The 26,796-nt window shown below is 55.1% G+C and carries 22 protein-coding genes; 13 read left to right on the top strand and 9 right to left on the bottom strand.

Translation table 11 applies throughout. The annotated features are described in order from the left end of the window. Positions 1-66: 66 nt before the first annotated feature. Positions 67-867 carry a DeoR/GlpR family DNA-binding transcription regulator gene (locus BH712_RS14935; RefSeq protein WP_032673471.1) on the bottom strand — a complete coding sequence of 267 codons (801 nt, stop codon included), beginning with the start codon at positions 865-867 and terminating at the stop codon, positions 67-69. Positions 868-901: 34 nt separating this feature from the next. Continuing rightward, entirely contained in the window at positions 902-1,798 is an 897-nt protein-coding gene (locus tag BH712_RS14930) for a sugar kinase (RefSeq protein ID WP_032673472.1), read from the bottom strand. A gap of 155 nt (positions 1,799-1,953) precedes the next feature. Between BH712_RS14930 and yihU the strand changes: the two genes are divergently transcribed. From yihU to ompL, 7 genes are all read left to right on the top strand, one after another. Next, positions 1,954-2,844 (top strand): sulfolactaldehyde 3-reductase, encoded by an 891-nt coding sequence (gene yihU, locus BH712_RS14925; protein ID WP_006808719.1) that lies wholly within the window; start codon positions 1,954-1,956, stop codon positions 2,842-2,844. Positions 2,845-2,861: 17 nt separating this feature from the next. Further along, the gene (yihT, locus tag BH712_RS14920; RefSeq protein WP_006808720.1) at positions 2,862-3,737 is read left to right on the top strand and encodes a sulfofructosephosphate aldolase; all 876 of its coding nucleotides are present in this window, start codon (positions 2,862-2,864) and stop codon (positions 3,735-3,737) included. A gap of 14 nt (positions 3,738-3,751) precedes the next feature. Beyond that, positions 3,752-4,993, top strand: coding sequence for a sulfoquinovose isomerase (gene yihS, locus BH712_RS14915; protein ID WP_006808721.1), 1,242 nt, complete (start codon positions 3,752-3,754; stop codon positions 4,991-4,993). A gap of 16 nt (positions 4,994-5,009) precedes the next feature. Further along, on the top strand, positions 5,010-7,034 hold the full coding sequence (locus BH712_RS14910; RefSeq protein WP_006808722.1) for an alpha-glucosidase: 2,025 nt from the start codon (positions 5,010-5,012) through the stop codon (positions 7,032-7,034). 45 nt (positions 7,035-7,079) lie between these two features. Further along, positions 7,080-8,462 (top strand): MFS transporter, encoded by a 1,383-nt coding sequence (locus tag BH712_RS14905; RefSeq protein ID WP_006808723.1) that lies wholly within the window; start codon positions 7,080-7,082, stop codon positions 8,460-8,462. Positions 8,463-8,505: 43 nt separating this feature from the next. Further along, positions 8,506-9,930 (top strand): MFS transporter, encoded by a 1,425-nt coding sequence (locus tag BH712_RS14900; RefSeq protein ID WP_006808724.1) that lies wholly within the window; start codon positions 8,506-8,508, stop codon positions 9,928-9,930. Positions 9,931-10,004: 74 nt separating this feature from the next. Beyond that, positions 10,005-10,691 carry a porin OmpL gene (gene ompL / locus BH712_RS14895; RefSeq protein ID WP_003861929.1) on the top strand — a complete coding sequence of 229 codons (687 nt, stop codon included), beginning with the start codon at positions 10,005-10,007 and terminating at the stop codon, positions 10,689-10,691. Positions 10,692-10,770: 79 nt separating this feature from the next. Here ompL and typA read toward each other — a convergent pair whose 3' ends face one another. Then, positions 10,771-12,594 carry a ribosome-dependent GTPase TypA gene (typA, locus tag BH712_RS14890; RefSeq protein ID WP_006808726.1) on the bottom strand — a complete coding sequence of 608 codons (1,824 nt, stop codon included), beginning with the start codon at positions 12,592-12,594 and terminating at the stop codon, positions 10,771-10,773. Positions 12,595-12,971: 377 nt separating this feature from the next. On the opposite strand from typA, the gene glnA reads away from it, so the two are divergent. The 4 genes from glnA to BH712_RS24660 all read left to right on the top strand — a co-directional run bounded on the left by glnA (position 12,972) and on the right by BH712_RS24660 (position 17,243). Then, a complete protein-coding gene (glnA, locus tag BH712_RS14880; protein ID WP_003861925.1) occupies positions 12,972-14,381 on the top strand; it encodes a glutamate--ammonia ligase in 1,410 nt (469 codons plus the stop codon). 167 nt (positions 14,382-14,548) lie between these two features. Then, positions 14,549-15,598, top strand: a complete 1,050-nt coding sequence (gene glnL / locus BH712_RS14875; protein ID WP_006808727.1) for a nitrogen regulation protein NR(II) — start codon at positions 14,549-14,551, stop codon at positions 15,596-15,598. An 11-nt stretch (positions 15,599-15,609) separates the two neighbouring features. Further along, a complete protein-coding gene (gene glnG / locus BH712_RS14870; protein ID WP_003861919.1) occupies positions 15,610-17,022 on the top strand; it encodes a nitrogen regulation protein NR(I) in 1,413 nt (470 codons plus the stop codon). Between the two features lie 110 nt (positions 17,023-17,132). After that, positions 17,133-17,243: a YshB family small membrane protein gene (locus BH712_RS24660; protein WP_017382667.1), complete on the top strand. Its 111-nt coding sequence runs from the start codon at positions 17,133-17,135 to the stop codon at positions 17,241-17,243. Positions 17,244-17,343: 100 nt separating this feature from the next. Here the strand turns inward: BH712_RS24660 and hemN are convergent, their stop codons facing one another. Together hemN and yihI are read right to left on the bottom strand one after the other, a co-directional pair. Beyond that, positions 17,344-18,717 carry an oxygen-independent coproporphyrinogen III oxidase gene (gene hemN / locus BH712_RS14860; RefSeq protein WP_006808728.1) on the bottom strand — a complete coding sequence of 458 codons (1,374 nt, stop codon included), beginning with the start codon at positions 18,715-18,717 and terminating at the stop codon, positions 17,344-17,346. 188 nt (positions 18,718-18,905) lie between these two features. Beyond that, positions 18,906-19,421, bottom strand: a complete 516-nt coding sequence (yihI, locus tag BH712_RS14850; RefSeq protein ID WP_006808729.1) for a Der GTPase-activating protein YihI — start codon at positions 19,419-19,421, stop codon at positions 18,906-18,908. Positions 19,422-20,001: 580 nt separating this feature from the next. Here yihI and yihA point away from each other — a divergent pair. Further along, on the top strand, positions 20,002-20,631 hold the full coding sequence (gene yihA / locus BH712_RS14845; RefSeq protein ID WP_032673473.1) for a ribosome biogenesis GTP-binding protein YihA/YsxC: 630 nt from the start codon (positions 20,002-20,004) through the stop codon (positions 20,629-20,631). Between the two features lie 98 nt (positions 20,632-20,729). On the opposite strand, the gene spfP is transcribed toward yihA, so the two are convergent. Then, entirely contained in the window at positions 20,730-20,777 is a 48-nt protein-coding gene (gene spfP, locus BH712_RS25415; RefSeq protein WP_071892919.1) for a small protein SpfP, read from the bottom strand. A 166-nt stretch (positions 20,778-20,943) separates the two neighbouring features. Next, complete coding sequence (polA, locus tag BH712_RS14840; RefSeq protein WP_032673474.1) at positions 20,944-23,736, bottom strand: DNA polymerase I; 2,793 nt, start codon at positions 23,734-23,736, stop codon at positions 20,944-20,946. A gap of 440 nt (positions 23,737-24,176) precedes the next feature. On the opposite strand from polA, the gene BH712_RS14835 reads away from it, so the two are divergent. After that, positions 24,177-25,085, top strand: a complete 909-nt coding sequence (locus BH712_RS14835; protein WP_032673711.1) for an acyltransferase — start codon at positions 24,177-24,179, stop codon at positions 25,083-25,085. 22 nt (positions 25,086-25,107) lie between these two features. Here the strand turns inward: BH712_RS14835 and dsbA are convergent, their stop codons facing one another. Then, complete coding sequence (dsbA, locus tag BH712_RS14830) at positions 25,108-25,731, bottom strand: thiol:disulfide interchange protein DsbA (protein ID WP_006808733.1); 624 nt, start codon at positions 25,729-25,731, stop codon at positions 25,108-25,110. A gap of 27 nt (positions 25,732-25,758) precedes the next feature. Then, a complete protein-coding gene (locus BH712_RS14825) occupies positions 25,759-26,745 on the bottom strand; it encodes a serine/threonine protein kinase (RefSeq protein ID WP_006808734.1) in 987 nt (328 codons plus the stop codon). Positions 26,746-26,796: the final 51 nt, after the last annotated feature.

Raw genomic sequence — 26,796 nt, 5'->3', positions numbered from 1 at the left:
AGCTATGCGTCAGATTCAGCTTACAGAAAGGAAAGGCCCGTATCGCAATATCGGGCCATAAGACGATCAGCCAGCCTGCTGCTCTTCTCCGGAATTGACTTCGACAACCTCAACCTTGCTGGATTTGAGGTGATTTTGCAGCACCGAGCCGGGCAGCTCATCGGTGAACAGCGCTGTTGCCTGCGCAACGTTGCCAATTTCAACCGCCGCGGAGGCGTGGTATTTCGTATGATCGGCGGCCAGTAAAATATGGCGGGAGTGGGCCATCATGGTTTTCACCACGCTGGCTTCGTTAACATCAAATTCCATCATCTCGCCGTCGTGTTCAATCGCCCCGACGCTGGTCACGAGGTAGTCCGCCCGGAAGCCAGACACAAACGCCGTCGCCGCCGGGCCGATAATGCCGCCGTTGTGCGGGCGCAGCGTGCCGCCCGGCACCATCACTTCAAAGCGCGGATTCTTATACAGAATATGCGCCACCCGCAGGCTGTTGGTGATGATGCGCAGATGATTATGGTTGAGCAGCGCCCGCGCGACGTGCTCCACGGTCGTCCCGATGGTGATGAAAATAGTCGAGCCGTCGGGAATATAGTCCGCAATCGCTTCGGCAATCGCCCGTTTCTCTTCGGTCAGCGAGACTTCGCGCTGCTCGAACGCCGTATTGACCACGCTGGATGCCCTGCCCGCACCGCCGTGATGACGTGTGATCAGCCCCTGCTCGCTGAGCTTGCGGATATCCCGGCGCACGGTTTGCGTCGACACATCCAGCAGTTGCGCCAGTTCATCAATGTTCATATAGCCGCGATCGGCAATCAGCGTCAGCAGCTGATCGTGACGCGGGTTGCCGGTCAGTTCGGTAAGGCTCATGGGCTGTCCTCTGAAAACCATCACGCCCCGCATTTTATACAAAAAGTGACAAAAAAGAGCGGGTTTGATCACAGTCGGGTATACCCGCGCGCCCGCCGGGCTTTGTGCATTTCAGCGCTGCGACGGCGCTGGCAAAACGCACCGCGTCGGCTGCGGGCAATTGCTGACCCAGGCTGACCGCCATCGCACCGTGGAATACGTCGCCCGCCCCGGTGGTATCCACCACGTCCACGTCAAAGCCGGGTTGATGACGCAATGCACCTTTCTCCAGCCAGAAGCAACCGTCTCGCCCCTGGGTGACATACACATGTCCATTTGTGAGCGTTTGTGCTTTCTTCAGCGCATCTTCGGTTTCATCTCGCTGCGTTAAACGCCGCAGCCCCGGCGCGGAGAAGGCCGCGTGGTCGCTTAAGGCGATCAGCTCCGCAATGTCCTGCGGGGTGACATCCGCATCCAGTAAGGTCGGTACGCCCTGCTGACGGGCGAGGGTAAATGCCTGTTTTGCGCCGTCATGCCAGCGCACGTCGGCTAACACGATATCCCATTGCGAGAAGTCGATTTCATGCAGCCAGTCTGCCGCCACGGGCAGATCGGGGCTGGGGTAGTTGGCTATCACTCGCTCACCGCCTGCGTCCACCAGCACCGCCGATTGCGAAGAGCGGGCACCTTTAAAGACGCGCGTGTAGCGGGTATTCACCCCCAGGGATTCCAGCTCCGCGAGTAGCCGTCTGCCGGTATCGTCGTCCCCCACCCGGCCAATAAAATCCACTTCCGCGCCCAGTTTCGCGGCTGCCACCGCCGCCGTTGCCGCCGGGCCACCGCCCACTTCCGTATAGTCTTTTGCGACATATTTCCCACCTTCTTTCGGTAAATCATCGAGATACCAGATGCGATCCAGCACGGTAATGCCGACACAAACGATGCGAGTCATGGTGATTCCTTCTGCGATTTCTGATGCCTTCATTTTAATTTCACCAAATGTTTAAAAAGTGACCCGTGTCAATTTTTTGACTATAAATTACAAATACGATCAAAAACAGACACCACAAACGCGCAAAAATTGACACGATGTGACAGGAGAGAGGCATGTCAGCAATCGCATTTATCGGCTTAGGACAGATGGGCGCGCCAATGGCGAAGAATCTGTTGAAACAGGGCCATCAGCTTAACGTTTTTGATGTGAACCCGCAGGCGGTTCAGGCGCTGGTAGAGAGCGGCGCCCGGGCGGCGGCTACGCCCGCGCAGGCAGCAACGGATGCCGAATTCGTGATCACCATGCTGCCAAACGGCGACCTGGTGCGCAGCGTGCTGTTCGGCGAGCACGGCGTGTGCGAAGGGTTATCCCGCGACGCGCTGGTGATTGATATGTCCACCATTCACCCACTGCAAACCGACGCGCTGATCCGCGACATGGCTGAGCGTGGCTTCAGCCTGATGGACGTGCCCGTCGGACGCACCTCTGACCATGCCATTGCCGGTACGCTGCTCCTGCTGGCAGGCGGTACGGCGCCGCAGGTTGAGCGTGCCACCCCGGTATTAATGGCGATGGGCAATGAACTGATTAACGCTGGCGGGCCGGGGATGGGCATCCGCGTGAAGCTCATCAATAACTACATGAGCATCGCCCTGAACGCGCTTTCCGCCGAGGCGGCGGTGCTGTGTGAAGCGCTCGGCCTCTCCTTCGATGTTGCGCTGAAGGTCATGAGCGGTACGCCAGCGGGTAAAGGCCACTTCACCACCTCATGGCCGAACAAGGTACTGAAAGGGGATCTTTCCCCCGCCTTCATGATCGACCTTGCGCATAAAGATCTGGGGATCGCCCTCGACGTGGCCAACCAGCTCCACGTTCCGATGCCGCTGGGCGCGGCGTCCCGCGAAGTTTACAACCAGGCACGCGCCGCCGGGCGCGGGCGCGAAGACTGGACGGCCATTCTTGAACAGGTTCGCGCATCTGCCGGGCTGAAAAAATCACACTGATACGAAAGGACTGAGGAATGACGATGTACACCCTGAAAGATATCACCCGACCTTCCGGCGGTTTTGCGATGCTGGCTGTGGATCAGCGTGAAGCAATGCGCCTGATGTTTGCTGCCGCAGGCGCGCCGGTGCCGGTAACCGACCAGCACCTGACGGATTTTAAGGTTAACGCGGCGAAAATTCTGTCGCCGTACGCCTCGGCGATCCTCGTCGACCAGCAGTTCTGCTATCGCCAGATTGTCGAGCAACAGGCCGTAGCCAAAAGCTGCGCGATGATTGTGGCCGCCGACGAGTTTATCCCGGGGAACGGCATTCCGGTCGACAGCGTGGTGATCGACAAGAACATTGACGCGCAGGCGGTCAAACGCGATGGCGGCAAGGCGCTGAAGCTGCTGGTGCTGTGGCGCAGCGATGAAGATCCGCAGCAGCGGCTTGAGATGGTGAAGGCGTTCAACACCCTGTGCCACGACAACGGACTGCTGAGCATTATCGAACCGGTGGTGCGTCCGCCGCGTCGCGGCGCCGCATTTGACCGCGAACAGGCGATTATCGACGCGGCCAAAGAGCTGGGCGACAGCGGTGCTGACCTCTACAAAGTGGAGATGCCGCTGTTTGGTAAGGGCACGCAGCAGGAACTGCTGGCGGCCTCGCAGAAGCTGAACGAGAACATCGCCATGCCGTGGGTGATCCTCTCCTCCGGCGTGGACGATAAGTTATTCCCGCGTGCCGTAAGCGTGGCGATGCAGGCAGGGGCGTCGGGCTTTTTAGCCGGTCGCGCCGTCTGGTCATCGGTGATTGGCCTGCCGGATACCGAACTGATGCTACGCGATATTTCTGTACCCAAACTTCAGCGTCTGGGTGAGATCGTCGACGAAATGATGGCTCGCCGTTAAGAAAGGACCCGAACATGAAATGGTTTAACACCCTGAGCCACAACCGCTGGCTCGAACAAGAGACTGACCGCATTCTTGATTTCGGCAAAAACGCCGCTGTCCCGACCGGCTTTGGCTGGCTGGGCAATAACGGGCAGGTGCGCAGCGATATGGGTACCCATCTGTGGATCACTGCCCGCATGCTGCACGTCTACGCGGTGGCGGCGAACATGGGACGTCCCGGCGCGTATGCCCTGGTTGAGCACGGCATAAATGCCCTGAACGGACCATTGCGCGACAAACAGCACGGCGGCTGGTACGCCTGCGTAAACGATGAAGGCGTGGTGGATGCCTCCAAGCAGGGCTATCAGCACTTCTTCGTGCTGCTGGGCGCGGCGAGCGCCGTCACCACTGGCCACCCGGAGGCCCGCAAGCTGCTGGACGATGCCATCGAGGTGATTGAGCGTTATTTCTGGAGCGAACAGGAGCAGATGTGCCTGGAGTCCTGGGATGAAGCCTTCAGCAAAACGGAAGATTACCGCGGCGGTAACGCCAACATGCACGCCGTGGAAGCTTTCCTGATCGTGTATGACGTGACCCACGACCGGAAATGGCTCGACCGCGCCCTGCGCATCGCCTCGGTGATTATTCACGACGTGGCGCGTAAAGGGGAGTACCGCGTTAACGAGCATTTCGACACCAACTGGAACCCGATCCGCGATTACAACATCGATAATCCTGCTCACCGTTTCCGCGCCTACGGCGGCACGCCGGGGCACTGGATCGAGTGGGGCCGCCTGATGCTGCATCTGCGCGCCGCGCTGGAAGCCCGCTTTGAAACCCCGCCAGAGTGGCTGCTGGAAGATGCGAAAGGCCTGTTCCACGCCACCATCCGCGACGCCTGGGCACCTGACGGGGCGGACGGCTTTGTCTACTCCGTAGGCTGGGACGGCAAGCCTATCGTGCGCGAACGCGTGCGCTGGCCAATCGTCGAGGCGATGGGCACGGCTTATGCGCTTTATACCGTAACCGGCGAGGCCCAGTACGAAGCCTGGTATCAGAAATGGTGGGATTACTGCATCAAGTACCTGATGGACTACGAAAACGGTTCATGGTGGCAGGAGCTGGACACCAATAACGAAGTGACCACCAAAGTCTGGGACGGCAAGCAGGATATTTACCATCTGCTGCACTGCCTGGTGATCCCCCGCCTGCCGCTGGCGCCGGGCTTAGCGCCTGCCGTAGCCGCCGGATTACTGGATAGCCAGGCCAAATAATAAAGACGGAGTTTTTATGCGTACCCTACACAATATAAATCTGAAAAATAATGAACATGGTTTCACCCTCAGCTGGGAAAACCGCCTGATTTTATCCCACTCCGCAGATGCTCCCTGCCTGTGGATCGGCGCTGGTGAAGCGGATATCGAGATGTTTCGCGGCAACTTCAGCATCAAAGACAAGCTCAACGAAAAAATTGCCCTGACGGACGCGACCGTCACGCAGCAAAGCGCGGGCTGGGCGATCCGCTTTACCCGCGGCGATGCGGTGAGCGCAACGCTGCTGGTGGGCGTGGATGGTGAAGGCCGCCTTGAGCTGAAGCTGAAAAATGACGCCGCCAGCCATAACCGCATCTGGCTGCGGCTGGCGGCTCAGCCTGACGATCATATCTACGGCTGCGGCGAGCAGTTCTCGTACTTCGATCTGCGCGGCAAGCCTTTCCCGCTGTGGACCAGCGAGCAGGGCGTGGGCCGCAATAAGCAGACCTACGTGACCTGGCAGGCCGACTGCAAAGAGAACGCAGGCGGCGATTACTACTGGACCTTTTTCCCGCAGCCTACCTTTGTGAGCACCCAGAAGTACTACTGCCACGTGGACAACAGCTGCTACATGAACTTCGACTTCAGCGAGCCGGACTTCCACGAGCTGGCGTTCTGGGAAGATAACGCCACGCTGCGCTTCGAATGTGCGGAAACCTACGTCGATCTGCTGGAAAAACTCACCGGCCTGCTGGGGCGTCAGCCTGAACTGCCGGACTGGGTTTACGATGGCGTGACGCTGGGTATTCAGGGCGGCACCGACGTGTGTCAGCAGAAGCTCGACGCTATGCGTCAGGGCGGTGTGAAGGTGAACGGCATCTGGGCGCAGGACTGGTCCGGTATCCGCATGACCTCCTTCGGCAAACGGGTGATGTGGAACTGGAAATGGAACAGCGAGCTTTATCCTCAGCTTGACGAGCGGATCGGGCAGTGGAAGCAGGAGGGCGTGCAGTTCCTCTCTTACATCAACCCGTACGTCGCCAGCGATAAAGATCTCTGCGAAGAGGCGTCGAAGCGCGGCTATCTGACCAAAAACGCCGACGGCGAGGACTACCACGTTGAGTTCGGTGAGTTTTACGCGGGCGTTATCGACCTGACCAACCCGGAAGCCTACGGCTGGTACAAAGAGGTCATTAAAAAGAACCTGATCGAACTGGGCTGCGGCGGCTGGATGGCCGATTTCGGAGAATATCTGCCGACCGATACTTTCCTGCATAACGGCGTGAGCGCGGAGATCATGCATAACGCCTGGCCTGCCCTGTGGGCGAAATGTAACTACGAAGCGCTGGAAGAGACCGGCAAGCTCGGGGAGATCCTGTTCTTCATGCGCGCGGGCTACACCGGCAGCCAGAAGCACTCGGTGATGATGTGGGCGGGGGATCAGAACGTTGACTGGAGCCTGGACGACGGTCTGGCGTCCGTCGTGCCCGCAGCGCTGTCGCTGGCGATGACCGGGCACGGCCTGCACCACAGCGACATCGGCGGCTATACCACCCTCTTCGAGATGAAGCGCAGCAAAGAGCTGCTCCTGCGCTGGTGCGATTTCAGCGCCTTTACGCCGATGATGCGCACCCACGAGGGCAACCGTCCTGGCGATAACTGGCAGTTCGACGGCGACGCGGAAACCATCGCGCACTTCGCGCGCATGACCACCGTCTTCACCACCCTGAAGCCGTATATCAAAGCCGCCGTCGCGCAGAACGCGAAAAGCGGCCTGCCGGTGATGCGCCCGCTGTTCCTGCACTACGAAGACGATGCGCGCGCCTACACGCTGAAATATCAGTATCTGTTTGGCCGCGATCTGCTGGTGGCGCCGGTTCATGAAGAGGGACGCCGCGACTGGACGCTCTATCTGCCTCAGGACAGCTGGGTCAATGCGTGGACCGGAGAAACCTGCCAGGGCGGTGACGTGACCGTTGATGCCCCGATCGGCAAGCCGCCGGTGTTCTATCGCCAGCACAGCGAATGGGCAGATCTGTTTAGCACCTTACGTCATATCTGATAAGGCTCGCCCGCAGGGAAACCTGCGGGCAGACGGAGAACAATAATGAGTCAACATACTTCTGATCCGGCAACCCTGCGCCTGCCGTTTAAAGAAAAACTCGCCTACGGGATGGGCGACCTCGGCTCTAACATCCTGCTGGATATCGGCACGCTGTACCTGCTGAAGTTCTACACCGACGTGCTGGGGCTGCCTGGCACTTATGGCGGGATTATCTTCCTGATTGCGAAGTTCTTTACCGCCTTCACTGACATGGGCACCGGGATCATGCTCGACTCCCGGCGCAAAATCGGCCCGAAAGGGAAATTCCGCCCGTTCGTGCTGTATGCGGCGTTTCCGGTGACGTTGCTGGCGATTGCCAACTTCGTCGGCACACCGTTTGAAATCACCGGTAAAACGGTGATGGCAACGGTGCTGTTCATGCTGTACGGCCTGTTCTTCAGCATGATGAACTGCTCCTACGGCGCGATGGTGCCCGCGATTACCAAAAACCCGGACGAGCGCGCGTCGCTGGCCGCCTGGCGTCAGGGCGGCGCCACGCTGGGCCTGCTGCTCTGTACCGTGGGCTTTGTCCCGGTGATGAATCTCATTGAGGGCAATGACCAGCTTGGCTACATCTTTGCCGCCACCCTCTTCTCGCTGTTCGGCCTGTTCTTTATGTGGTGGTGCTATAAGGGCGTGACCGAGCGTTACGTCGAGACGCAGCCCGCTAACCCGGCGCAGAAACCGGGGCTGTTGCAGTCGTTTCGCGCCATCGCCGGGAACCGTCCGCTGTTTATCCTGTGCATCGCGAACCTGTGCACGCTGGGTGCCTTTAACGTCAAACTCGCTATCCAGGTTTATTACACGCAATACGTGCTGAACGACCCGATCCTGCTGTCCTACATGGGCTTCTTCAGCATGGGCTGTATTTTTATCGGCGTCTTTATGATGCCCGGCGCGGTGCGACGCTTCGGCAAGAAAAAGGTCTACATCAGCGGGCTGACGATTTGGGTGGCGGGCGATCTGCTCAACTACTTCTTCGGCGGCGGCTCGGTGAGCTTTGTGGCGTTCTCCTGCCTGGCGTTCTTCGGCTCCGCGTTCGTGAACAGCCTGAACTGGGCGCTGGTCTCCGATACCGTGGAGTACGGCGAGTGGCGCACCGGCGTGCGCTCCGAGGGAACGGTTTATACCGGCTTTACCTTCTTCCGTAAGGTATCCCAGGCGCTGGCGGGCTTCTTCCCGGGGATCATGCTCACGCAGATCGGCTATGTGCCCAATGTGGTGCAATCCGCTGGCACGGTTGAAGGGCTGCGGCAGCTGATATTTATCTACCCGAGCCTGCTGGCAGTCATCACCATCGTGGCGATGGGCTGCTTCTACAACCTCAACGAGAAGATGTATGTGCGCATCGTGGAAGAAATTGAACTGCGCAAACGTACGGCATAAATGACGAGATAGAGCGCCCTGCGGGGCGCTCTGAGGATCGACCATGACACATAACAGTGATCCGTTAACCCTGAAACTGAGCCTGCGTGAGAAGTGCGCCTACGGGATGGGCGATTTTGGCTCGAATCTGATGCTGTGTATTGGCACCCTGTATCTGCTGAAGTTTTACACCGATGAACTGGGCATGCCAGCATTCTATGGCGGCATTATTTTCCTGGTGGCGAAGTTTTTTACCGCGTTCACCGACATGCTGACCGGCGTGCTGCTGGACTCCCGGCGTAATATCGGTGCCCGGGGAAAATTCCGGCCATTCATTCTGTATGCCTCCGTGCCGGTGGCGCTGGTCGCGACGGCGCAGTTTATGGCCAACGACTTTAGCCTGACGGTGAAAACGGCTCTCGCCACCGTACTCTTCATGATGTTTGGCCTCTGCTATAGCCTGATGAACTGCGCCTACGGTGCGATGGTTCCCGCCATCACCAAAAACCCGAACGAGCGCGCACAGCTTGCGGCGTGGCGTCAGGGTGGCGCAACGGTAGGGCTGTTGCTCTGCACCGTCGGCTTTATGCCCATTCAGGCGCTGTTCGTCAGTCAGCCCTCACTCGGCTATCTGGTAGCCGCGCTGGTGTTCGTCACCGGTGGCTTGTTCTGCATGTGGTGGTGCTACAGCGGGGTGAAAGAGCGCTACGTCGAGCTTACGCCCGATCACCATAAGCCCGGCATTCTGAAATCATTCTGCGCGATTTTCCGCAATCCGCCGCTGCTGGTGCTGTGCATCGCCAACCTGTGTACCCTCGCCGCGTTTAACATCAAGCTGGCGATTCAGGTCTATTACACCCAGTACGTGCTGAACGATCTGCATCTGCTGTCGTGGATGGGCTTTTTCAGCATGGGCTGCATTCTGATTGGCGTGTTTCTGGTGCCTGGCGCGGTGAAGCGCTTTGGCAAGAAGCCGGTCTATCTGGGCGGGCTGACGCTGTGGGCGGTGGGCGACGTGCTGAACTTCTTCTGGGGGACCAGTTCCCTGCTGTTCGTGCTCTTTTCCTGCATGGCCTTTTTCGGCACGGCGTTTGTGAACAGCCTGAACTGGGCGCTGGTGCCGGATACCGTCGATTACGGCGAGTGGAAAACCGGCATCCGCGCCGAAGGGTCGGTGTATACCGGCTATACCTTCTCACGCAAAATCTCCGCGGCGCTGGCCGGTTTTCTGCCCGGCATCATGCTGACCCAGATTGGCTACGTTCCTCATGCGGTGCAGAGCGCGGGCACGCTGCTTGGGTTGCGTCAGCTGATTTTCCTCTGGCCGTGCGGCCTGGCGATCGTGGCCGCCGTGACCATGGGGCTGTTTTATAAACTCAACGAAGCGCGCTTCGCCTTTATTATTGAGGAGATTGGAAAACGGAAAAAACAGACCGCGAATACCCCTGAGATAACCACCAACAATAAAGCGTCAGCAGTCACTTTATAACAATAAATCCGGCCACTATGTCCTTCCTGTTTATCAGGAGGGAGGCCTTTCTGTACCTGATACATGGACAAATTATGAAAAGAATCATCACCGTACTGATCGTGTCGTCTGTGTCCTGCCCGGTATTTGCCGGGGCGTATGTCGAAACGCGTGAAGCCTACAATACGGCCTCGGAGCTGCACGAGGTGATCCTGCGTGCAGGCTATAACTTCGATATGGGCGCGGGACTGATGTTCACCAACGCTTATAACGTGGGTAAATGGGACGAACTTAAGCACAGCTATAACGAAATCGAGGGGTGGTATCCGCTCTTCAAACCGACCGACAAACTGACCTTCCAGCCCGGCGGGTTAATTAACGACAGCAGCGCAGGTTCGGGTGGCGCGGTTTATTTAGATACCAATTACAAATTTACGGACTGGTTTAATCTGACGTTCCGCTATCGCTATAACCATAACAATTACGATACGCCGGACTATAACGGGCAGATGGATAAGAACGACACGCATGAGTTTGCTAACTACTGGAATTTCAAAGTGACGGATGCGTTTTTCTACACCTTTGAGCCGCACTTTTTCCAGCGGGTGAATGATTACCACAGCAAAAATGGCAAAGACCATCACTGGGAAATTACCAATAAATTCAGCTATAAGATCGACAGAAACTGGCTGCCGTATCTCGAACTCCAGTGGCTGGACCGATGGAATGATTACAACCGCGAGCAGTACCGGATCCGTTTAGGGTTGCGGTATTCGTTCTAATAAAAAAGCCGCTGATCGCTCAGCGGCTTTTTCGTTGCCGGGTGGCGCATGCGCTTACCCGGCCTACGGCATAACCGAATTACTCTTCTTTCGCACCGCGCATAGCACGTTTACGATCGTTCTCGGTCAGGTGACGTTTACGGATACGAATTGACTGTGGCGTCACTTCGACCAGTTCGTCATCATCGATGAACTCCAGAGCCTGCTCCAGCGTCATCTTGATCGGTGGAACCAGAACCGTTGCTTCGTCAGTACCGGACGCACGCATGTTGGTCAGTTTCTTACCGGTCAGGCAGTTTACGGTCAGGTCGTTAGAACGGCTGTGAATACCGATGATCTGGCCTTCGTAAACTTCAGCACCGTGACCCAGGAACAGCTTACCGCGATCCTGCAAACCGAACAGCGCAAACGCAACCGCTTTGCCCTGACCGTTGGAGATCAGCACGCCGTTGTTACGCTGGCCCACTTCACCCGGACGCACGTCGTCGTAGTGGCTGAAGGTGGAGTACAGCAGACCCGTACCGGAGGTCATAGTCATGAACTCAGAACGGAAGCCGATCAGACCACGGCTTGGGATCACGTAGTCGAGACGTACGCGGCCTTTGCCATCTGGATTCATGTTTTTCAGATCGCCTTTACGCTCACCCAGCGCCTGCATCACAGAACCCTGGTGCTGCTCTTCAACGTCCAGCGTGACGTTTTCGAACGGCTCTTGTTTACGGCCATCGATTTCGCGGAAGATAACTTTCGGACGGGAAACCGCCATCTCGAAACCTTCACGACGCATGTTTTCAATCAGAACAGACAGGTGCAGCTCACCACGACCGGAAACGCGGAATGCATCAGCGTCTTCGGTTTCTTCAACGCGCAGCGCAACGTTGTGCACCAGCTCTTTGTTCAGGCGGTCAAGGATCTGACGAGAGGTAACGAATTTACCTTCTTTACCACAGAACGGAGAGGTGTTGACGTTGAAGAACATGGATACGGTTGGTTCATCAACGGACAGGGCTGGCAGCGCTTCGACGTTCTGCGGATCGCAGATGGTGTCGGAGATGTTCAGTTCACCCAGACCGGTGATGGCGATGATGTCGCCCGCTTCAGCGATGTCGCTCTCGATACGCTCAAGACCCAGGTGAGTCAGCACTTTACCGACTTTACCGTTACGGGTTTTGCCTTCGCTATCGATGATAGTGACCTGCTGGTTAGGCTTCACTTTACCGCGCTTGATACGGCCAATGCCGATTACGCCAACGTAGTTGTTGTAGTCGAGCTGGGAGATCTGCATTTGCAGGGTGCCTTCCAGGTCAACGTTTGGCGCAGGAACGCGGTCAACAATCGTCTGGTACAGCGGAGTCATGTCTTCCGCCATGTCCTCGTGATCCAGACCGGCGATACCGTTCAGCGCAGACGCATAAACGATAGGGAAGTCCAGCTGTTCGTCGGTCGCGTCGAGGTTAACGAACAGGTCGAATACCTGGTCAACAACCCAGTCAGGACGCGCGCCAGGACGGTCAACCTTGTTGATCACAACGATAGGTTTCAGGCCATGGGCAAATGCTTTTTTGGTCACGAAGCGCGTTTGCGGCATAGGGCCATCAAATGCGTCAACCACCAGCAGCACGGAATCCACCATGGACATCACGCGCTCAACTTCACCACCGAAGTCGGCGTGCCCTGGGGTATCAACGATGTTGATACGGTAGTCATTCCATTTGATAGCGGTGTTTTTGGCGAGGATGGTAATCCCACGCTCTTTCTCCAAATCGTTGGAGTCCATCACACGCTCTTGAGTTTCGGCACGAGCATCAAACGTACCGGACTGCTGTAGCAGCTTATCAACCAGGGTAGTTTTACCATGGTCGACGTGCGCGATGATGGCGATATTACGCAATTTTTCGATCACAACTTTGCCTCAGGCATTTAGAAATAGCGCGTTATTGTACACGGATTAATCGCACTACAAAACAGGATCACAAACATCCCCCGCAAACAAGTATTGCAGAGATGCTTTGTGATCGCTTTCACGGAGCGGTAAAAGGGCACTTTAACGTAAATTGCACCAATATGGTGCTCAATGTTCACACTGAAGCACTATAATGGTGCAACAAATCCAATGTGGTGCAGCCCTTCTGCACTATGGTGCGCATGATAACGCCTTTTTGGGGTGTTTTAAAAGTTGGCACAGATTTCGCTTTACAGAAATACAGTAAAAATATGGCAGCCCAGCCGATTTGAAGACCTCGTTACCACGACGACAATGACCAATCTGGAGAGTTAAGTATGTCCGCTGAACACGTTTTGACGATGCTGAACGAACATGAAGTGAAGTTTGTTGATCTGCGCTTCACCGATACCAAAGGTAAAGAACAGCACGTCACGATCCCTGCTCATCAGGTGAACGCCGAATTCTTTGAAGAAGGCAAAATGTTTGACGGCTCCTCCATTGGCGGCTGGAAAGGCATTAACGAATCCGACATGGTTCTGATGCCAGATGCAACCACTGCGCTCATTGACCCGTTCTACGAAGAACCTACGCTGATCATCCGCTGCGATATCCTGGAACCAGGCACGCTGCAAGGCTATGACCGTGACCCACGCTCCATCGCAAAACGCGCTGAAGAGTACCTGCGTTCTACCGGTATCGCCGACACCGTTCTGTTCGGGCCAGAGCCAGAGTTCTTCCTGTTCGACGACATCCGTTTCGGTGCTTCCATTTCTGGCTCCCACGTGGCTATCGATGACATCGAAGGCGCATGGAACTCCTCCACCAAGTACGAAGGTGGTAACAAAGGTCACCGTCCTGGCGTGAAAGGCGGTTACTTCCCGGTTCCTCCGGTCGATTCTTCACAGGACATCCGTTCTACCATGTGTCTGATCATGGAAGAGATGGGCCTGGTTGTTGAAGCACACCACCACGAAGTGGCGACCGCTGGCCAGAACGAAATCGCTACCCGCTTTAACACCATGACCAAAAAAGCGGATGAGATTCAGATCTACAAATACGTTGTGCACAACGTTGCGCACCGTTTCGGTAAAACCGCGACCTTCATGCCAAAACCCATGTTTGGCGACAACGGTTCCGGTATGCACTGCCACATGTCCCTGTCCAAGAACGGCACCAACCTGTTCTCTGGCGACAAGTATGCGGGTCTATCTGAGCAGGCGCTGCACTACATCGGCGGTGTTATCAAACACGCTAAAGCGATCAACGCCCTGGCGAACCCAACCACGAACTCCTACAAGCGTCTGGTCCCAGGCTACGAAGCACCTGTGATGCTGGCATACTCTGCCCGTAACCGTTCTGCTTCTATCCGTATCCCGGTGGTTGCGTCTCCGAAAGCACGTCGTATCGAAGTGCGTTTCCCGGACCCGGCGGCTAACCCATACCTGTGCTTCGCAGCACTGCTGATGGCCGGTCTGGACGGTATCAAGAACAAGATCCACCCAGGCGAAGCCATGGACAAAAACCTGTACGACCTGCCGCCAGAAGAAGCGAAAGAGATCCCACAGGTTGCTGGCTCTCTGGAAGAAGCCCTGCAAGCGCTGGACGCGGACCGTGAGTTCCTGACCGCTGGCGGCGTGTTTACCGATGAAGCTATCGACGCTTACATCGCGCTGCGTACCGAAGAAAACGACCGCGTTCGCATGACGCCGCACCCGGTTGAGTTCGAACTGTACTACAGCGTTTAATTGATTTGTTTTACCCGGCGCATACGCGTCGGGAGTAGTTGCCGTGGAAACTTTAGCCCATCTTCGGATGGGCTTTTTTCTCCACCAACAACCTGATCTCACGCGCTTTTTACCTCTAAAACGCTATACTGCACTAAAATAGTGCAACAACTCCAGGAGACTGCTGAATGGCAACTGGCACGCTGCCCGATGCTGGGCAGATCCTCAATTCTTTGATTAACAGTATTTTGCTGGTCGACGACGAGCTGGCGGTGCATTACGCCAACCCGGCGGCGCAGCAACTGCTCGCCCAAAGCGCCCGTAAACTGTTTGGCACGCCGTTGCCAGAACTGTTGAGCTATTTCTCGCTGAATATTGGCCTGATGCAGGAGAGTTTGCAGGCGGGTCAGGGCTTTACCGATAACGAAGTGACGCTGGTGATTGACGGACGCTCGCATATTTTGTCCCTCACCGCACAGCGCCTGCCAGATGGCATGATTCTGCTGGAAATGGCGCCGATGGATAACCAGCGACGTCTCAGCCAGGAGCAGCTTCAGCATGCACAGCAGATTGCGGCGCGTGACCTGGTGCGCGGGCTGGCCCATGAGATTAAAAACCCGCTGGGCGGCTTACGCGGTGCGGCACAGCTTTTGACCAAAGCGCTGCCTGACCCGGCCCTGGCGGAGTATACCAACGTCATTATTGAGCAGGCGGACCGTCTGCGTAATCTGGTCGATCGCCTGCTCGGACCGCAGCAGCCGGGGATGCATGTTTCAGAAAGCATTCACAAGGTCGCGGAGCGGGTGGTGAAACTCGTCTCGATGGAGCTGCCGGATAACGTCACGCTGGTGCGAGACTACGACCCAAGCCTGCCGGAGCTGGCGCACGATCCAGACCAGATTGAACAGGTGCTGTTGAACATTGTGCGTAACGCGTTGCAGGCGCTGGGCCAGGAGGGTGGCGAAATTATTCTGCGTACCCGTACCGCGTTCCAGCTGACGCTGCACGGCGTGCGTTATCGTCTGGCGGCACGTATTGATGTGGAAGATAACGGGCCGGGGATCCCGCCGCATCTCCAGGACACCCTGTTCTACCCGATGGTCAGCGGTCGCGAAGGCGGCACCGGGCTGGGGTTATCCATAGCCCGAAATTTGATTGACCAACACTCCGGCAAAATTGAATTTACCAGTTGGCCGGGACATACCGAGTTTTCGGTTTTCCTGCCGATTAAAAAATAAAGGTGACGTTTATGCAACGAGGGATAGTCTGGGTAGTCGATGACGATAGCTCCATCCGTTGGGTGCTTGAACGCGCGCTCACAGGAGCGGGATTAAGCTGCACGACGTTTGAGAGCGGCAGCGAGGTGCTCGACGCACTCACCACCAAAACGCCGGACGTTCTGCTCTCGGATATCCGCATGCCGGGCATGGACGGACTGGCGCTCTTAAAGCAGATCAAACAGCGCCACCCTATGCTTCCGGTCATCATAATGACCGCCCACTCCGACCTGGATGCCGCCGTCAGTGCATACCAGCAGGGGGCGTTTGATTACCTGCCAAAACCGTTTGATATCGACGAAGCCGTTGCCCTGGTCGAACGTGCCATCAGCCACTATCAGGAGCAGCAGCAGCCCCGCCACGCGCCGGATTTCGGGCCTACGACGGACATCATCGGTGAAGCGCCGGCCATGCAGGACGTGTTTCGCATCATCGGGCGTCTGTCGCGCTCGTCTATCAGCGTCTTGATTAACGGTGAATCGGGGACCGGTAAAGAGCTGGTCGCACACGCCCTGCATCGCCACAGCCCACGGGCGAAAGCGCCCTTTATCGCCCTGAACATGGCGGCAATCCCCAAAGATTTGATTGAATCTGAGCTGTTCGGCCATGAAAAAGGGGCGTTTACCGGCGCGAATACCATTCGTCAGGGACGCTTTGAACAGGCTGACGGCGGGACGCTATTCCTGGATGAAATTGGCGATATGCCGCTGGATGTGCAGACCCGACTGCTGCGCGTGCTGGCAGATGGCCAGTTTTACCGCGTGGGCGGGTATGCGCCGGTGAAGGTGGACGTGCGTATTATTGCCGCGACGCACCAGAACCTGGAGCTGCGCGTGCAGGAGGGGAAATTCCGTGAGGATTTATTCCATCGCCTGAACGTGATCCGCGTCCACCTGCCGCCGCTGCGCGAGCGTCGGGAAGATATTCCGCGTCTGGCGCGCCATTTCCTGCAAGTGGCAGCCCGCGAGCTGGGCGTGGAAGCCAAGCAGCTTCATCCGGAAACGGATGCCGCCCTCACCCGTCTGGCGTGGCCGGGCAACGTGCGTCAGCTGGAAAACACCTGTCGCTGGCTGACCGTGATGGCTGCCGGACAGGAGGTGTTGATTCAGGATCTCCCTGCCGAGCTGTTTGAAGCCACCGTGCCCGAAAGCACCGCCGGGCATGCGCTGCCGGACAGCTGGGCGACGCTGCTGGCCCAGTGGGCAGATCGCGCGCTGCGTTCCGGTCATCAAAATCTGCTCTCCGAAGCGCAGCCTGAGATGGAGCGCACGTTATTAACTACCGCGCTTCGTCATACCCAGGGCCACAAACAGGAAGCGGCTCGCCTGTTGGGATGGGGTCGAAACACCCTGACGCGCAAGCTGAAAGAGCTGGGAATGGAGTGATCTTACTCCGCTGTGTAAAGGTTATTAATTGAGCGCAAAGTGCCGTTATTTTGCGCTTTACTGTTCCGATGAGTTTTGTATGATCGTGCCCGGAAATTGGGGGGAGCATCATGCTGGAATCATTAGTGACTTTACTTTCGAGCGGAGCAGCAGAAAGCCACACGCCACAAACTGCCGTTGCGGCGGTATTGTGTGCGGCGCTGGTTGGGCTGTTTAGCTAACGAGATGTCGATGAAAAGCCGGGTGGCGCTTCGCTTACCCGGCCTACATCTCGCACTTAAGTAGGCCGGGTAAGGCAAAGCCGCCACCCGGCATTACAGCTTAAATCACCCGCGAGAACTGCTGTAAACGCGCTTTCTGACGCAGATAGGCGTCAAAGCACATGCAGATATTACGAATCAACAGACGCCCTTTCGGCGTGACGACAATCGCGCTTTCCGACACATCCACCAGCCCGTCTTTCGCCAGCGGTGCAATCAGCTTCAGGTCTTCGGCAAAGTAATCGCTGAATTGCAGATCCCATTGCGCTTCCACGTCGCTGAAATCGAGACGGAAGTTGCAGATAAGCGCCTTAATCACATCGCGACGGATGCAGTCGTCACGGGTTAGCGCGATACCGCGCCACAATGCGTTACCCGTTTCATCAACCTGCTGGTAGTAGAGCTTCAGCTCTTTCTGGTTCTGCGCGTAGCAGTCGCCAATCATGCTGATCGCCGAGACGCCCATCCCCAGCAGATCGGTATCGCCCTGGGTGGTGTAACCCTGGAAATTACGGTGCAGGACCCCGTCACGCTGGGCAATCGCCAGCTCATCGTCCGGACGGGCAAAGTGATCCATCCCGATAAACTGATAGCCGGTTTCGGTCAGCGAGGCGATGGTCTCCTGCAAAATGTCCAGCTTCTGCTGGGCGGAAGGCAGATCCGCATCTTTGATTTTGCGCTGAGCGGCGAACAGCGTCGGCAGGTGTGCATAGTTAAAGACGCTCAGACGGTCCGGGTTGAGTTCAGCCACGCGCTTCAGCGTGAAGGCGAAGCTCTCCGGCGTCTGCTTTGGCAGGCCGTAAATCAGGTCGATATTGGTCGACGTAAAGCCGATATCACGCGCGTGGTTGAGTAAGGCAAAGATAAACGCTTCGTCCTGCTCACGGTTTACCAGGCGCTGTACTTCTTTGTTGAAGTCCTGCACGCCCATACTCAGACGATTGAAGCCTTCGGCGCGTAAATGATCCAGCACACCCAGTTCGATTTCACGCGGATCGACCTCGATCGAAATTTCGGCGTCGTCGTTAAACCTGAAATTGCCGCGCAATAGCGCCATCAGACGGCTGATCTGCGCTTTATTCAGGTAGGTTGGCGTACCGCCGCCCCAGTGAAGCTGGCTGACGTGGCGCCCTTTAAACAGCGGTGCGCGGTGCAGAATTTCCTGCTCTAGCGCATCGAGGTATTGATCGGCTTTATGCTGCTGGCGGGTAACGATTTTATTGCAACCGCAGAAGTAGCAGAGCTTGTGGCAGAACGGAATATGGACGTAGAGCGACAGCGGGCGCTCGGGATAGCGCGCCACAGCTTGCTGAAAATCCGCCTCGCCGAAAGCGTCAGAGAACTCCAGCGCGGTGGGGTATGAGGTATAACGCGGCCCGGAATAGTTATATTTCTGGATCAGGGCCAAATCCCAGTCGATAGATGGTACAGACATGCTCACTCCTTCCGTTGGTGTCGCGTTCGTATACGGCGGCCCGTTCTGGTCCCGTTACGGGACATCATTCGGGTGCGCAGCCACTTCTGTCGCCGCGACAACCGCCGTAGTTTAACGAATAACCACACCAGATAACATATAACCGGAAGGGTTATAAGCAGGACGAGTGTACCTGCCGGGTGCAAATGTTAGTTTCCACCTTTCAGCAGACGCATCATATCTTCCTGCTTTTCGTCTTCCTCTTCGTCTTCTTCATCATCGTAGGACAGACCCAGCTTCTGCATCAGTTCATCAATGCGGTCCAGTTTGGCGTCCACCCAGGACTGCTCTTCTGCGGTCAGGGTCTCGCCCTCTTCAAGACGTTCCAGCAGCGCGTCCAGGCGCTCATCGTTCTCCAGCATATCCAGCTCAGCCTGCGGTGAAAGCATAGGTTTCTCGCTCTTTGGTTTGTGCTGCTTAGTGACCGGCGTGTCTGTCACGCCCAGTGGAATGGGAGTTTTACTGCCGATACGAGGATCTTTCTGCTGTTTGCCTTTTGCAGAAGCGCCTGCGGCACCGCCACCGTTAGCACGGCTACCCGAAGCATGGCCACGATGTTTTTTATCGCGTTTGCGATCGCGCGCTTCCTGGTTCAATTCTTCGCGCGTTTTGCGGCGTGCTTTTGCAGGGCGTTTCGCGCCCGCTGCGGAGGTCGGTTTTTTCATGATGTTTTATCTTTAAGTCGTTTTCTTCAGTATAGAATTGCGGCGAAATCTAGCAGAAAGCAAGCAAAGAAAAAAGGCGACAGAGCAATCTGTCGCCTTTTTTCCTGACTCACAACCCTTAGCGGGTCAGACATTCCCTGTTTGCCTACAACAAACCCTGTTAATCCCTTGGCTACTACCGTCCGTGATACGGTTCCGTTTCCTGTTAAATACGCCTCCAGGCGCCGGTCGTCCTGACAATCCTGAGTCTTCGCCTCCTGGCGCTCCTGACCCTTATCCTTAAGTCGTTATCCTGTTGGCATCCTCGCCCTGGCACATACTTTACCTTGTTCCCTTAAACTAACAAGCAATGACAAGGTACAAAACCGGATTTTCAGATAATTACTCATTATTAACTCATTGAATTTTAATATTTTGAGTTTTTTTGCGCCTGCGATTTCTCTTAAATTTCTCATACACATAAGGGCAGATCTCTCACACTCAGTAGGGTTTTCACTTACATGTCAATGACGATGGGAAAAGCCTTTTGCCCGCATTCAGGTATAATCCCCCGCAGATTACGATTTTTGGAGACGACCACGTGACTACCTGGAACTACCAACAGACGCATTTTGTCACCAGTGCGCCCGATATTCGCCACTTGCCCTCAGACACAGGGATTGAAGTGGCATTTGCTGGCCGCTCCAATGCGGGAAAATCCAGCGCCCTGAATACGCTGACCAATCAGAAAAACCTGGCGCGTACCTCAAAAACACCTGGCCGTACTCAGCTGATTAACCTGTTTGAAGTGGCTGAAGGCAAACGCCTGGTCGATTTACCGGGCTACGGTTACGCGCAGGTACCGGAAGAGATGAAGATCAAATGGCAGCGTGCGCTGGGAGAATACCTGGAAAAACGCATGTGCCTGAAAGGTCTGGTGGTGCTGATGGATATTCGTCATCCGCTGAAAGATCTCGATCAACAGATGATTGACTGGGCGGTGGCAAGCGATATTGCGGTGCTGGTACTGCTGACAAAAGCGGATAAGCTGGCGAGCGGCGCGCGCAAGGCGCAGGTGAACAAGGTGCGTGAAGCGGTGCTGGCATTCAACGGTGATGTGCAGGTCGAACCGTTCTCCTCGCTGAAAAAACAGGGCGTGGATAAACTGCGACAGAAGCTGGACTGCTGGTTTAACGATCTGGAACCGGCGACAGAAGCGGAAGCAGAATAACAACAGGCGCGGTGATGACCGCGCTTTTTTTTGCCTAAAATTTTCTTTGCCGCAATAAAAAACGCCCCAGTCATTACTGACTGGGGCGGCTAAAATATTCAGCCAAATCCGATTACGTGAAGTAAAAGGTCTGAAAGATAGAACATCTTACCTCTGTACCCTACGTCGTTAACTCTACTCTTTTTTTATCGCTGGACAAAGCACTTTTTGTAGTTTTTTTTCATTCTTTACATAGGGAATTCTAATGATCGTCACAAAAAGCGCGTACTTATGTTGCTTACTTACATAAAACGCGCGTTATTCCGATAACCCTTAGTGAGCTTGATCCCAGTTTTCGCCGCTGCCGACTTCCACCAGCAACGGTACGTCCAGCTTCATGCTGTTTTCCATCAGCTCGTGGATCTTCCCGGAGACCGTCTCCAGATCGTCTTTATGAACTTCAAAGACCAGTTCATCGTGTACCTGCATGATCATTTTCACGCGCGGTTTCTCTTTTTCCAGCCAGGCATCTACGGCGATCATCGCGCGTTTAATGATGTCTGCCGCCGTGCCCTGCATAGGGGCGTTGATCGCAGCACGTTCGGCACCCGCGCGGCGCGCGGCGTTGCTGGATTTGATATCCGGAAGGTAGAGACGACGCCCGTCCAGCGTTTCAACGTAGCCTTTCTCTTTTGCCTGCGCACGGGTCCGCTCCATATATTCCAGCACGCCCGGATACCGCTCGAAGTAGAGATCCATATACTTCTGCGACTCTTTACGCGGAATGTTGAGCTGGCGTGAGAGGCCAAAGGCACTCATGCCGTAAATCAGACCGAAGTTGATCGCTTTTGCGCTACGACGCTGTTCGTTTGTCACGCTTTCCAGCGGCAGCCCAAACACTTCGGCAGCGGTAGCCCGGTGGATGTCCTTCCCTTCGGCAAATGCCGTCAGCAGGCCCTGGTCGCGCGACAGGTGCGCCATAATGCGCAGTTCGATTTGCGAGTAGTCCGCGGAGACAATCAGGTAATCCTCTGGCGCAATGAAAGCCTGGCGAATACGGCGGCCCTCTTCATTACGCACCGGAATGTTCTGAAGGTTGGGATCGGTTGACGAAAGTCGCCCGGTCGCCGCCACTGCCTGGTGATAAGAGGTGTGTACGCGGCCCGTTTTCGGGTTGATCATCAGCGGCAGTTTGTCGGTATAGGTCGATTTCAGCTTAGCCAGACCACGGTATTGCAGAATAACTTTAGGCAGCGGGTAGTCCAGCGCCAGCTCTTCCAGCACCTCTTCAGACGTTGAAGGGGCACCGCCCGGGGTTTTCTTCAGCGGCTTGATACCCTGTTTTTCAAACAGGATGGTTTGCAGCTGTTTCGGTGACGACAGGTTAAATGCCTCGCCAGCAAGCTCATGCGCTTTCTGTTCAAGCTCGGTCAGACGCTGCGCCAGCTCGCCAGAGTGGTTATGCAGCACCGTTGGGTCAATTTTAACGCCGTTGCGCTCAATGCGGGACAGCACAGGCACCAGCGGCATCTCAATGTTCTGGAACACATTCAGCGGCCCTTCGTGCTTCTGCAATTTCGGCCACATTTTGAGATGCAGCTGTAGCGTGACGTCAGCGTCTTCCGCGGCGTAGCGGCCTGCTTCTTCCAGCGCAATCTGGTTAAAGGTCAGCTGATTTTTGCCCTTACCGGCAATTTCTTCAAAGGTGATGGTTTTGTGTTTCAGCCAACGATCGGATAAGGAATCCATATCATGGCGGCCCGCCACGCTGTCCAGAATGTAAGATTCCAGCATGGTGTCAAAGGCGATACCCCGCAGCTCAATGCCATAATTTTGCAAAATACCGCGGTCGTACTTCAGGTTTTGCCCGACCTTCAGCGCTTTCTCGTCTTCCAGAATCGGCTTCAGCAGTTCTAAGGCACGCTCGCGAGAGATTTGCTCCGGCGCATCCAGATAGTCATGAGCTACCGGAACATAGGCTGCAACACCCGGCTCCGTCGCGAATGACAGGCCCACCATATTGGCAGAAATGTTATCGAGGCTGTCCGTTTCGGTATCGAAAGCAAATACTGGCGCTTTTTTCAGCTTTTCAATCCAGGCGACGAGCTGTGATTCCTCAAGGACGGTTTCATAGTTGTCGAAGGAGAGCGCTATTGCTTCTTCTTCAGCCTGCTCTTCAGCATCGACAACGATGGTCTCTTTCGGCTTCGCCGCAGGTTTTGCCCCTTTCGCCTGAAGCCATTTGCCAGCTTCAACATCCGCAGTCCAGCGTTTAAATTCGTATTTTCTGAACAGGCCAAGCAGTTCGTCGGCGGCAGGTTCCTGCACTTCCAGCTGCTCGCAGGTAAGTTCCAGCTCTACGTCAGTTTTGATGGTGGCCAACTGGTAGGAGAGATAAGCCACCTCTTTGTTATCGGCAAGCTTTCCGGCCATGGTTTTTGCGCCACGGAAGGTAAGACCGGCAATTTTGTCGGACTCTGCATACAGCGTATCCAGCCCGCCCAGCCCTTGCAGCAGCGCCTGAGCTGTTTTTTCGCCCACGCCCGGCACGCCAGGAATATTGTCCGAGGAATCGCCCATCAGGGCGAGGAAATCAATAATGAGTTCTGGCGGCACGCCATATTTGGTGACCACTTCTTCCGGGCCAAGAATGGTGTTGGTCATGGTGTTGATCAGCGTGATCCCAGGCGTGACCAGCTGCGCCATGTCTTTATCACCGGTACTGATCAAGACCGGGCGGCCTGCTTTTTCCGCTTCGCGCGCCAGCGTACCTATTACGTCGTCAGCTTCAACGCCCGAGACCGCCAGCAGGGGCAGCCCCATCGCTTTCACCATAGCGTGCAGTGGTTCAATCTGCGCACGCAGATCGTCAGGCATCGGAGGACGGTGTGATTTGTAATGCTCAAATAATTCATCACGGAAGGTTTTACCCTTCGCATCAAACACCACGGCCGCATGAGTTGGGTGGTATTGCAGAATCAGGCTGCGCAGCATATTCAGCACGCCGTACATTGCGCCGGTAGGTTCCCCTGCGCTGTTGGTCAGAGGAGGAAACGCATGATACGCCCGATACAGATAAGAAGAGCCATCGACGAGTATAAGTGGGTTTTCTGGGATCTGAACCATAATGTCCGTGCCTTTTATGAATTTATGGGTAAAGGATGCCACAGAAGGATGAAAACATCAGGTTTTAGCGCTTTATACAGAAAAAGATTTTGCGATCGGGAAGATCGCTCGCAAAACAAAACTGTGGATAAGTTTGTGCATATTTTTAATACAGGTGAATAAGAGTTCGATAAAACTGATGCCGGAAACTAAATTATCGAACAAAATCAATGTATTAATATAAGATCAATGAAGATCATGCCTTACTGATGGTTATTTAGTCTATGTGGATATAAGACTTAAGCACTCTGTCTATATAGAAAAATTGGCTGCCTGGCAGTAAAGGCCGGAAGCCTCTTCGCGTGAAAGCGCCCTGGTCTAAGCGAATTTCTGATAAGATCGGCGCCCAGCACCGGATAGCCGGCTGCTCAATTACAGCTAACTATCTGAAAAAATTCATCATGTCGAGAATACTCGCTGCGATAACATTATTGTTAAGCGTCATTTTAACTATCCTGGTTACCATCGCCTGTTCTGTGCCAATCATCATTGCCGGAATAATTAAGCTCCTGCTGCCTGTCCCTCCGGTATGGCGTGCGGTATCTGCTTTTTGTAATTTTATGATGTACTGCTGGTGTGAAGGGCTGGCGATCCTGTTGCATCTGAACCCCTGGCTGAAGTGGGATGTTCAGGGTCTGGAGAAGCTGAACAAAAAGAACTGGTATCTGCTGATCTGCAATCATCACAGCTGGGCTGACATCGTTGTATTGTGTGTGCTGTTTCGCAAACACATTCCGATGAACAAATACTTTCTGAAACAGCAGCTGGCCTGGGTGCCTTTCATTGGTCTGGCCTGCTGGGCGCTGGATATGCCGTTTATGAAACGCTATTCACGCAGCTATTTGCTTCGTCATCCGGAACGCCGCGGTAAGGACGTGGAAACCACGCGCCGTTCCTGCGAGAAGTTTCGCGCGCATCCCACCACCATTGTTAACTTCGTCGAAGGATCTCGCTTTACCGAAGAGAAGCGTCAGCAGACTCGCTCTCCCTATCAGAATCTGTTGCCGCCAAAGGCTGCGGGCATCGCAATGGCGCTCAACGTGCTGGGTGAGCAGTTCGATAAATTGCTGAACGTAACGCTCTGCTATCCGGAAAACGACAGGACGCCGTTCTACGATATGCTCAGCGGCAAGCTGACGCGTATCGTTGTCCACGTTGATCTGGTCGCCGTCAACACTGAACTGCACGGGGATTACGTAAACGATAAAAACTTCAAACGTCGTTTCCAGCTTTGGCTTAATACACTCTGGAAAGAGAAAGACGAACAGATAGCGCAGGTAAAATCTTCATACAAAAACGCCGGTCAGTGACCGGCGTTTTTCTTTATGTTTGTTACTTTTTCTCAACCAGGTATTTCACGGTATCAGCGTACTGTTGTACGAAGATATCCATGCTGGTCGTGTCCATACCACGCGTATTCACCTGGTATTTGCCGTTAACATACATCGCCGGCACGCCCTGCAACTGGAAGTCAGCGGCAGCTTTTTCCTGCTGTGCCACGAGAGATTTCACCACAAAACTGTTCCAGGCCGCGTCGTAGTCTTCACCTTTCACACCGGCATCCACGAACACCTTACGGATATCTGCCGTGGTTTGTACGGTCTGGGTTTTCTGTACGGCTTCAAACATAGGCGCGGTGATCTTATCTTCCACACCCAGCGCAATCGCAACCGCCCATGCCTGAGTCAGATCTTTACCCAGTGGGCCAAGGAACTCAACGTGGTATTTCGTCATTTTAGTGCCTTCCGGCAGCTTTTTCTTCACGTTGTCAGAAACATGAAGTACCTGCTCAAACTCGTAGCAATGCGGGCAGTAGAAGGAGAAGAACTCCAGCACCTGAGGCTCGCCAGCAACAGGCTTGTCCAGCGTGATGTACTGCTTGCCGTCGGTAAACTGCGCAGCAGTTGCGCTAAATGCCAGAATCATACCAGCCAGCGCCAGCCAAATTTTTTTCATGATTAACTCTCTCCTGGGTGTGTCCAATTAATACATCGGCGTTAATTGCAAAGGGGGTTCCTGTAGAACCTTAACCTGCTCGGTAAATGTGGATATCTGGTTGCGCCAGTAATCCTCCCCGGTAAGCCAGGGGAAATTTCGGGGAAAAGCCGGGTCTTCCCAACGCCTGATTAACCACGCGAGATAATAAACAAAACGCATCGCACGTAAAGGCTCTATCAAGGCAATTTCGTCTGAATTAAAGGGGCTAAATTCTTCATAAGCTTCAATTATGGTCTCAAGCTGCATGCGCTGCTCGGCTTTATCACCGTTGAGCAGCATCCACAGATCCTGCACCGCGGGTCCCATACGAGCGTCATCAAGATCGACAAATAGCGGCCCGTCGCGCCAGAGAATATTCCCGGCGTGGCAGTCACCGTGCAGGCGTAGAGCAGCAATATCATCACGCCAGCAGGCTTTTACAGCATCAATAAGCTTATCGGTCGCTGTGAGGAAATGACCCTTTAGCGCATTCGGGATCAGCGCCGATGTATCGAATACCTGGCGCGGCTCAATAAGATATTCCTGAACACCGATCGTCGGACGGGCAACAAATGTTTTTTTACGTCCGGTCTGATGAATGCGCCCCAGATAGCGGGCAACCCATTCCATCTGATCGATATTATCCGCCTCAAACTGTCTCCCGCCCAGGCTCGGAAATACTGCGTAATAAAAGCCCTGATGGGTCAGCAGCGTCTGGTTATTGAATTTGAGCGGTGCCGCAACGGGAACATCGTCAACCAGCAGATCGTGGGCAAACTGATGTTCTTCCTGAATTTGTTCTGCGGACCAGCGCTGTGGACGGTAAAACTTTACGACAAAGCGCTGGCGCTCTTCGTCCTGAAATTGATAGACGCGGTTTTCGTAGCTGTTTAAAGGGGTTAACCCGGAATCCACCCGAATACCCTGCTCGAACAGCGCATCCATAATGGTATCCGGGTGTAATGTCTGGAAAGTAAAAGCCTGGTCGTTCATCCGATCATCCGGAAATTATACGAATGATTCAGGATATCATCTTGTGGCGAT

Origin of the sequence: Enterobacter hormaechei ATCC 49162 (assembly GCF_001875655.1) — a bacterium.
GTDB classification, from domain to species: domain Bacteria; phylum Pseudomonadota; class Gammaproteobacteria; order Enterobacterales; family Enterobacteriaceae; genus Enterobacter; species Enterobacter hormaechei.
This window is presented reverse-complemented; position numbering and strand designations above follow the sequence as displayed.

What these genes read in the sequence shown, in the direction of transcription:
- dsbA (WP_006808733.1), bottom strand. Translation starts at nt 25,731, where the DNA reads ATGAAAAAAATTTGGCTGGCGCTGGCTGGTATGATTCTGGCATTTAGC.
- BH712_RS14825 (WP_006808734.1), bottom strand. Translation starts at nt 26,745, where the DNA reads ATGAACGACCAGGCTTTTACTTTCCAGACATTACACCCGGATACCATT.
- yihS (WP_006808721.1), top strand. Translation starts at nt 3,752, where the DNA reads ATGAAATGGTTTAACACCCTGAGCCACAACCGCTGGCTCGAACAAGAG.
- yihI (WP_006808729.1), bottom strand. Translation starts at nt 19,421, where the DNA reads ATGAAAAAACCGACCTCCGCAGCGGGCGCGAAACGCCCTGCAAAAGCA.
- BH712_RS14835 (WP_032673711.1), top strand. Translation starts at nt 24,177, where the DNA reads ATGTCGAGAATACTCGCTGCGATAACATTATTGTTAAGCGTCATTTTA.
- glnG (WP_003861919.1), top strand. Translation starts at nt 15,610, where the DNA reads ATGCAACGAGGGATAGTCTGGGTAGTCGATGACGATAGCTCCATCCGT.
- BH712_RS14910 (WP_006808722.1), top strand. Translation starts at nt 5,010, where the DNA reads ATGCGTACCCTACACAATATAAATCTGAAAAATAATGAACATGGTTTC.
- yihT (WP_006808720.1), top strand. Translation starts at nt 2,862, where the DNA reads ATGACGATGTACACCCTGAAAGATATCACCCGACCTTCCGGCGGTTTT.
- BH712_RS14935 (WP_032673471.1), bottom strand. Translation starts at nt 867, where the DNA reads ATGAGCCTTACCGAACTGACCGGCAACCCGCGTCACGATCAGCTGCTG.
- BH712_RS24660 (WP_017382667.1), top strand. Translation starts at nt 17,133, where the DNA reads ATGCTGGAATCATTAGTGACTTTACTTTCGAGCGGAGCAGCAGAAAGC.
- polA (WP_032673474.1), bottom strand. Translation starts at nt 23,736, where the DNA reads ATGGTTCAGATCCCAGAAAACCCACTTATACTCGTCGATGGCTCTTCT.
- yihU (WP_006808719.1), top strand. Translation starts at nt 1,954, where the DNA reads ATGTCAGCAATCGCATTTATCGGCTTAGGACAGATGGGCGCGCCAATG.
- hemN (WP_006808728.1), bottom strand. Translation starts at nt 18,717, where the DNA reads ATGTCTGTACCATCTATCGACTGGGATTTGGCCCTGATCCAGAAATAT.
- BH712_RS14905 (WP_006808723.1), top strand. Translation starts at nt 7,080, where the DNA reads ATGAGTCAACATACTTCTGATCCGGCAACCCTGCGCCTGCCGTTTAAA.
- ompL (WP_003861929.1), top strand. Translation starts at nt 10,005, where the DNA reads ATGAAAAGAATCATCACCGTACTGATCGTGTCGTCTGTGTCCTGCCCG.
- BH712_RS14930 (WP_032673472.1), bottom strand. Translation starts at nt 1,798, where the DNA reads ATGACTCGCATCGTTTGTGTCGGCATTACCGTGCTGGATCGCATCTGG.
- glnL (WP_006808727.1), top strand. Translation starts at nt 14,549, where the DNA reads ATGGCAACTGGCACGCTGCCCGATGCTGGGCAGATCCTCAATTCTTTG.
- BH712_RS14900 (WP_006808724.1), top strand. Translation starts at nt 8,506, where the DNA reads ATGACACATAACAGTGATCCGTTAACCCTGAAACTGAGCCTGCGTGAG.
- glnA (WP_003861925.1), top strand. Translation starts at nt 12,972, where the DNA reads ATGTCCGCTGAACACGTTTTGACGATGCTGAACGAACATGAAGTGAAG.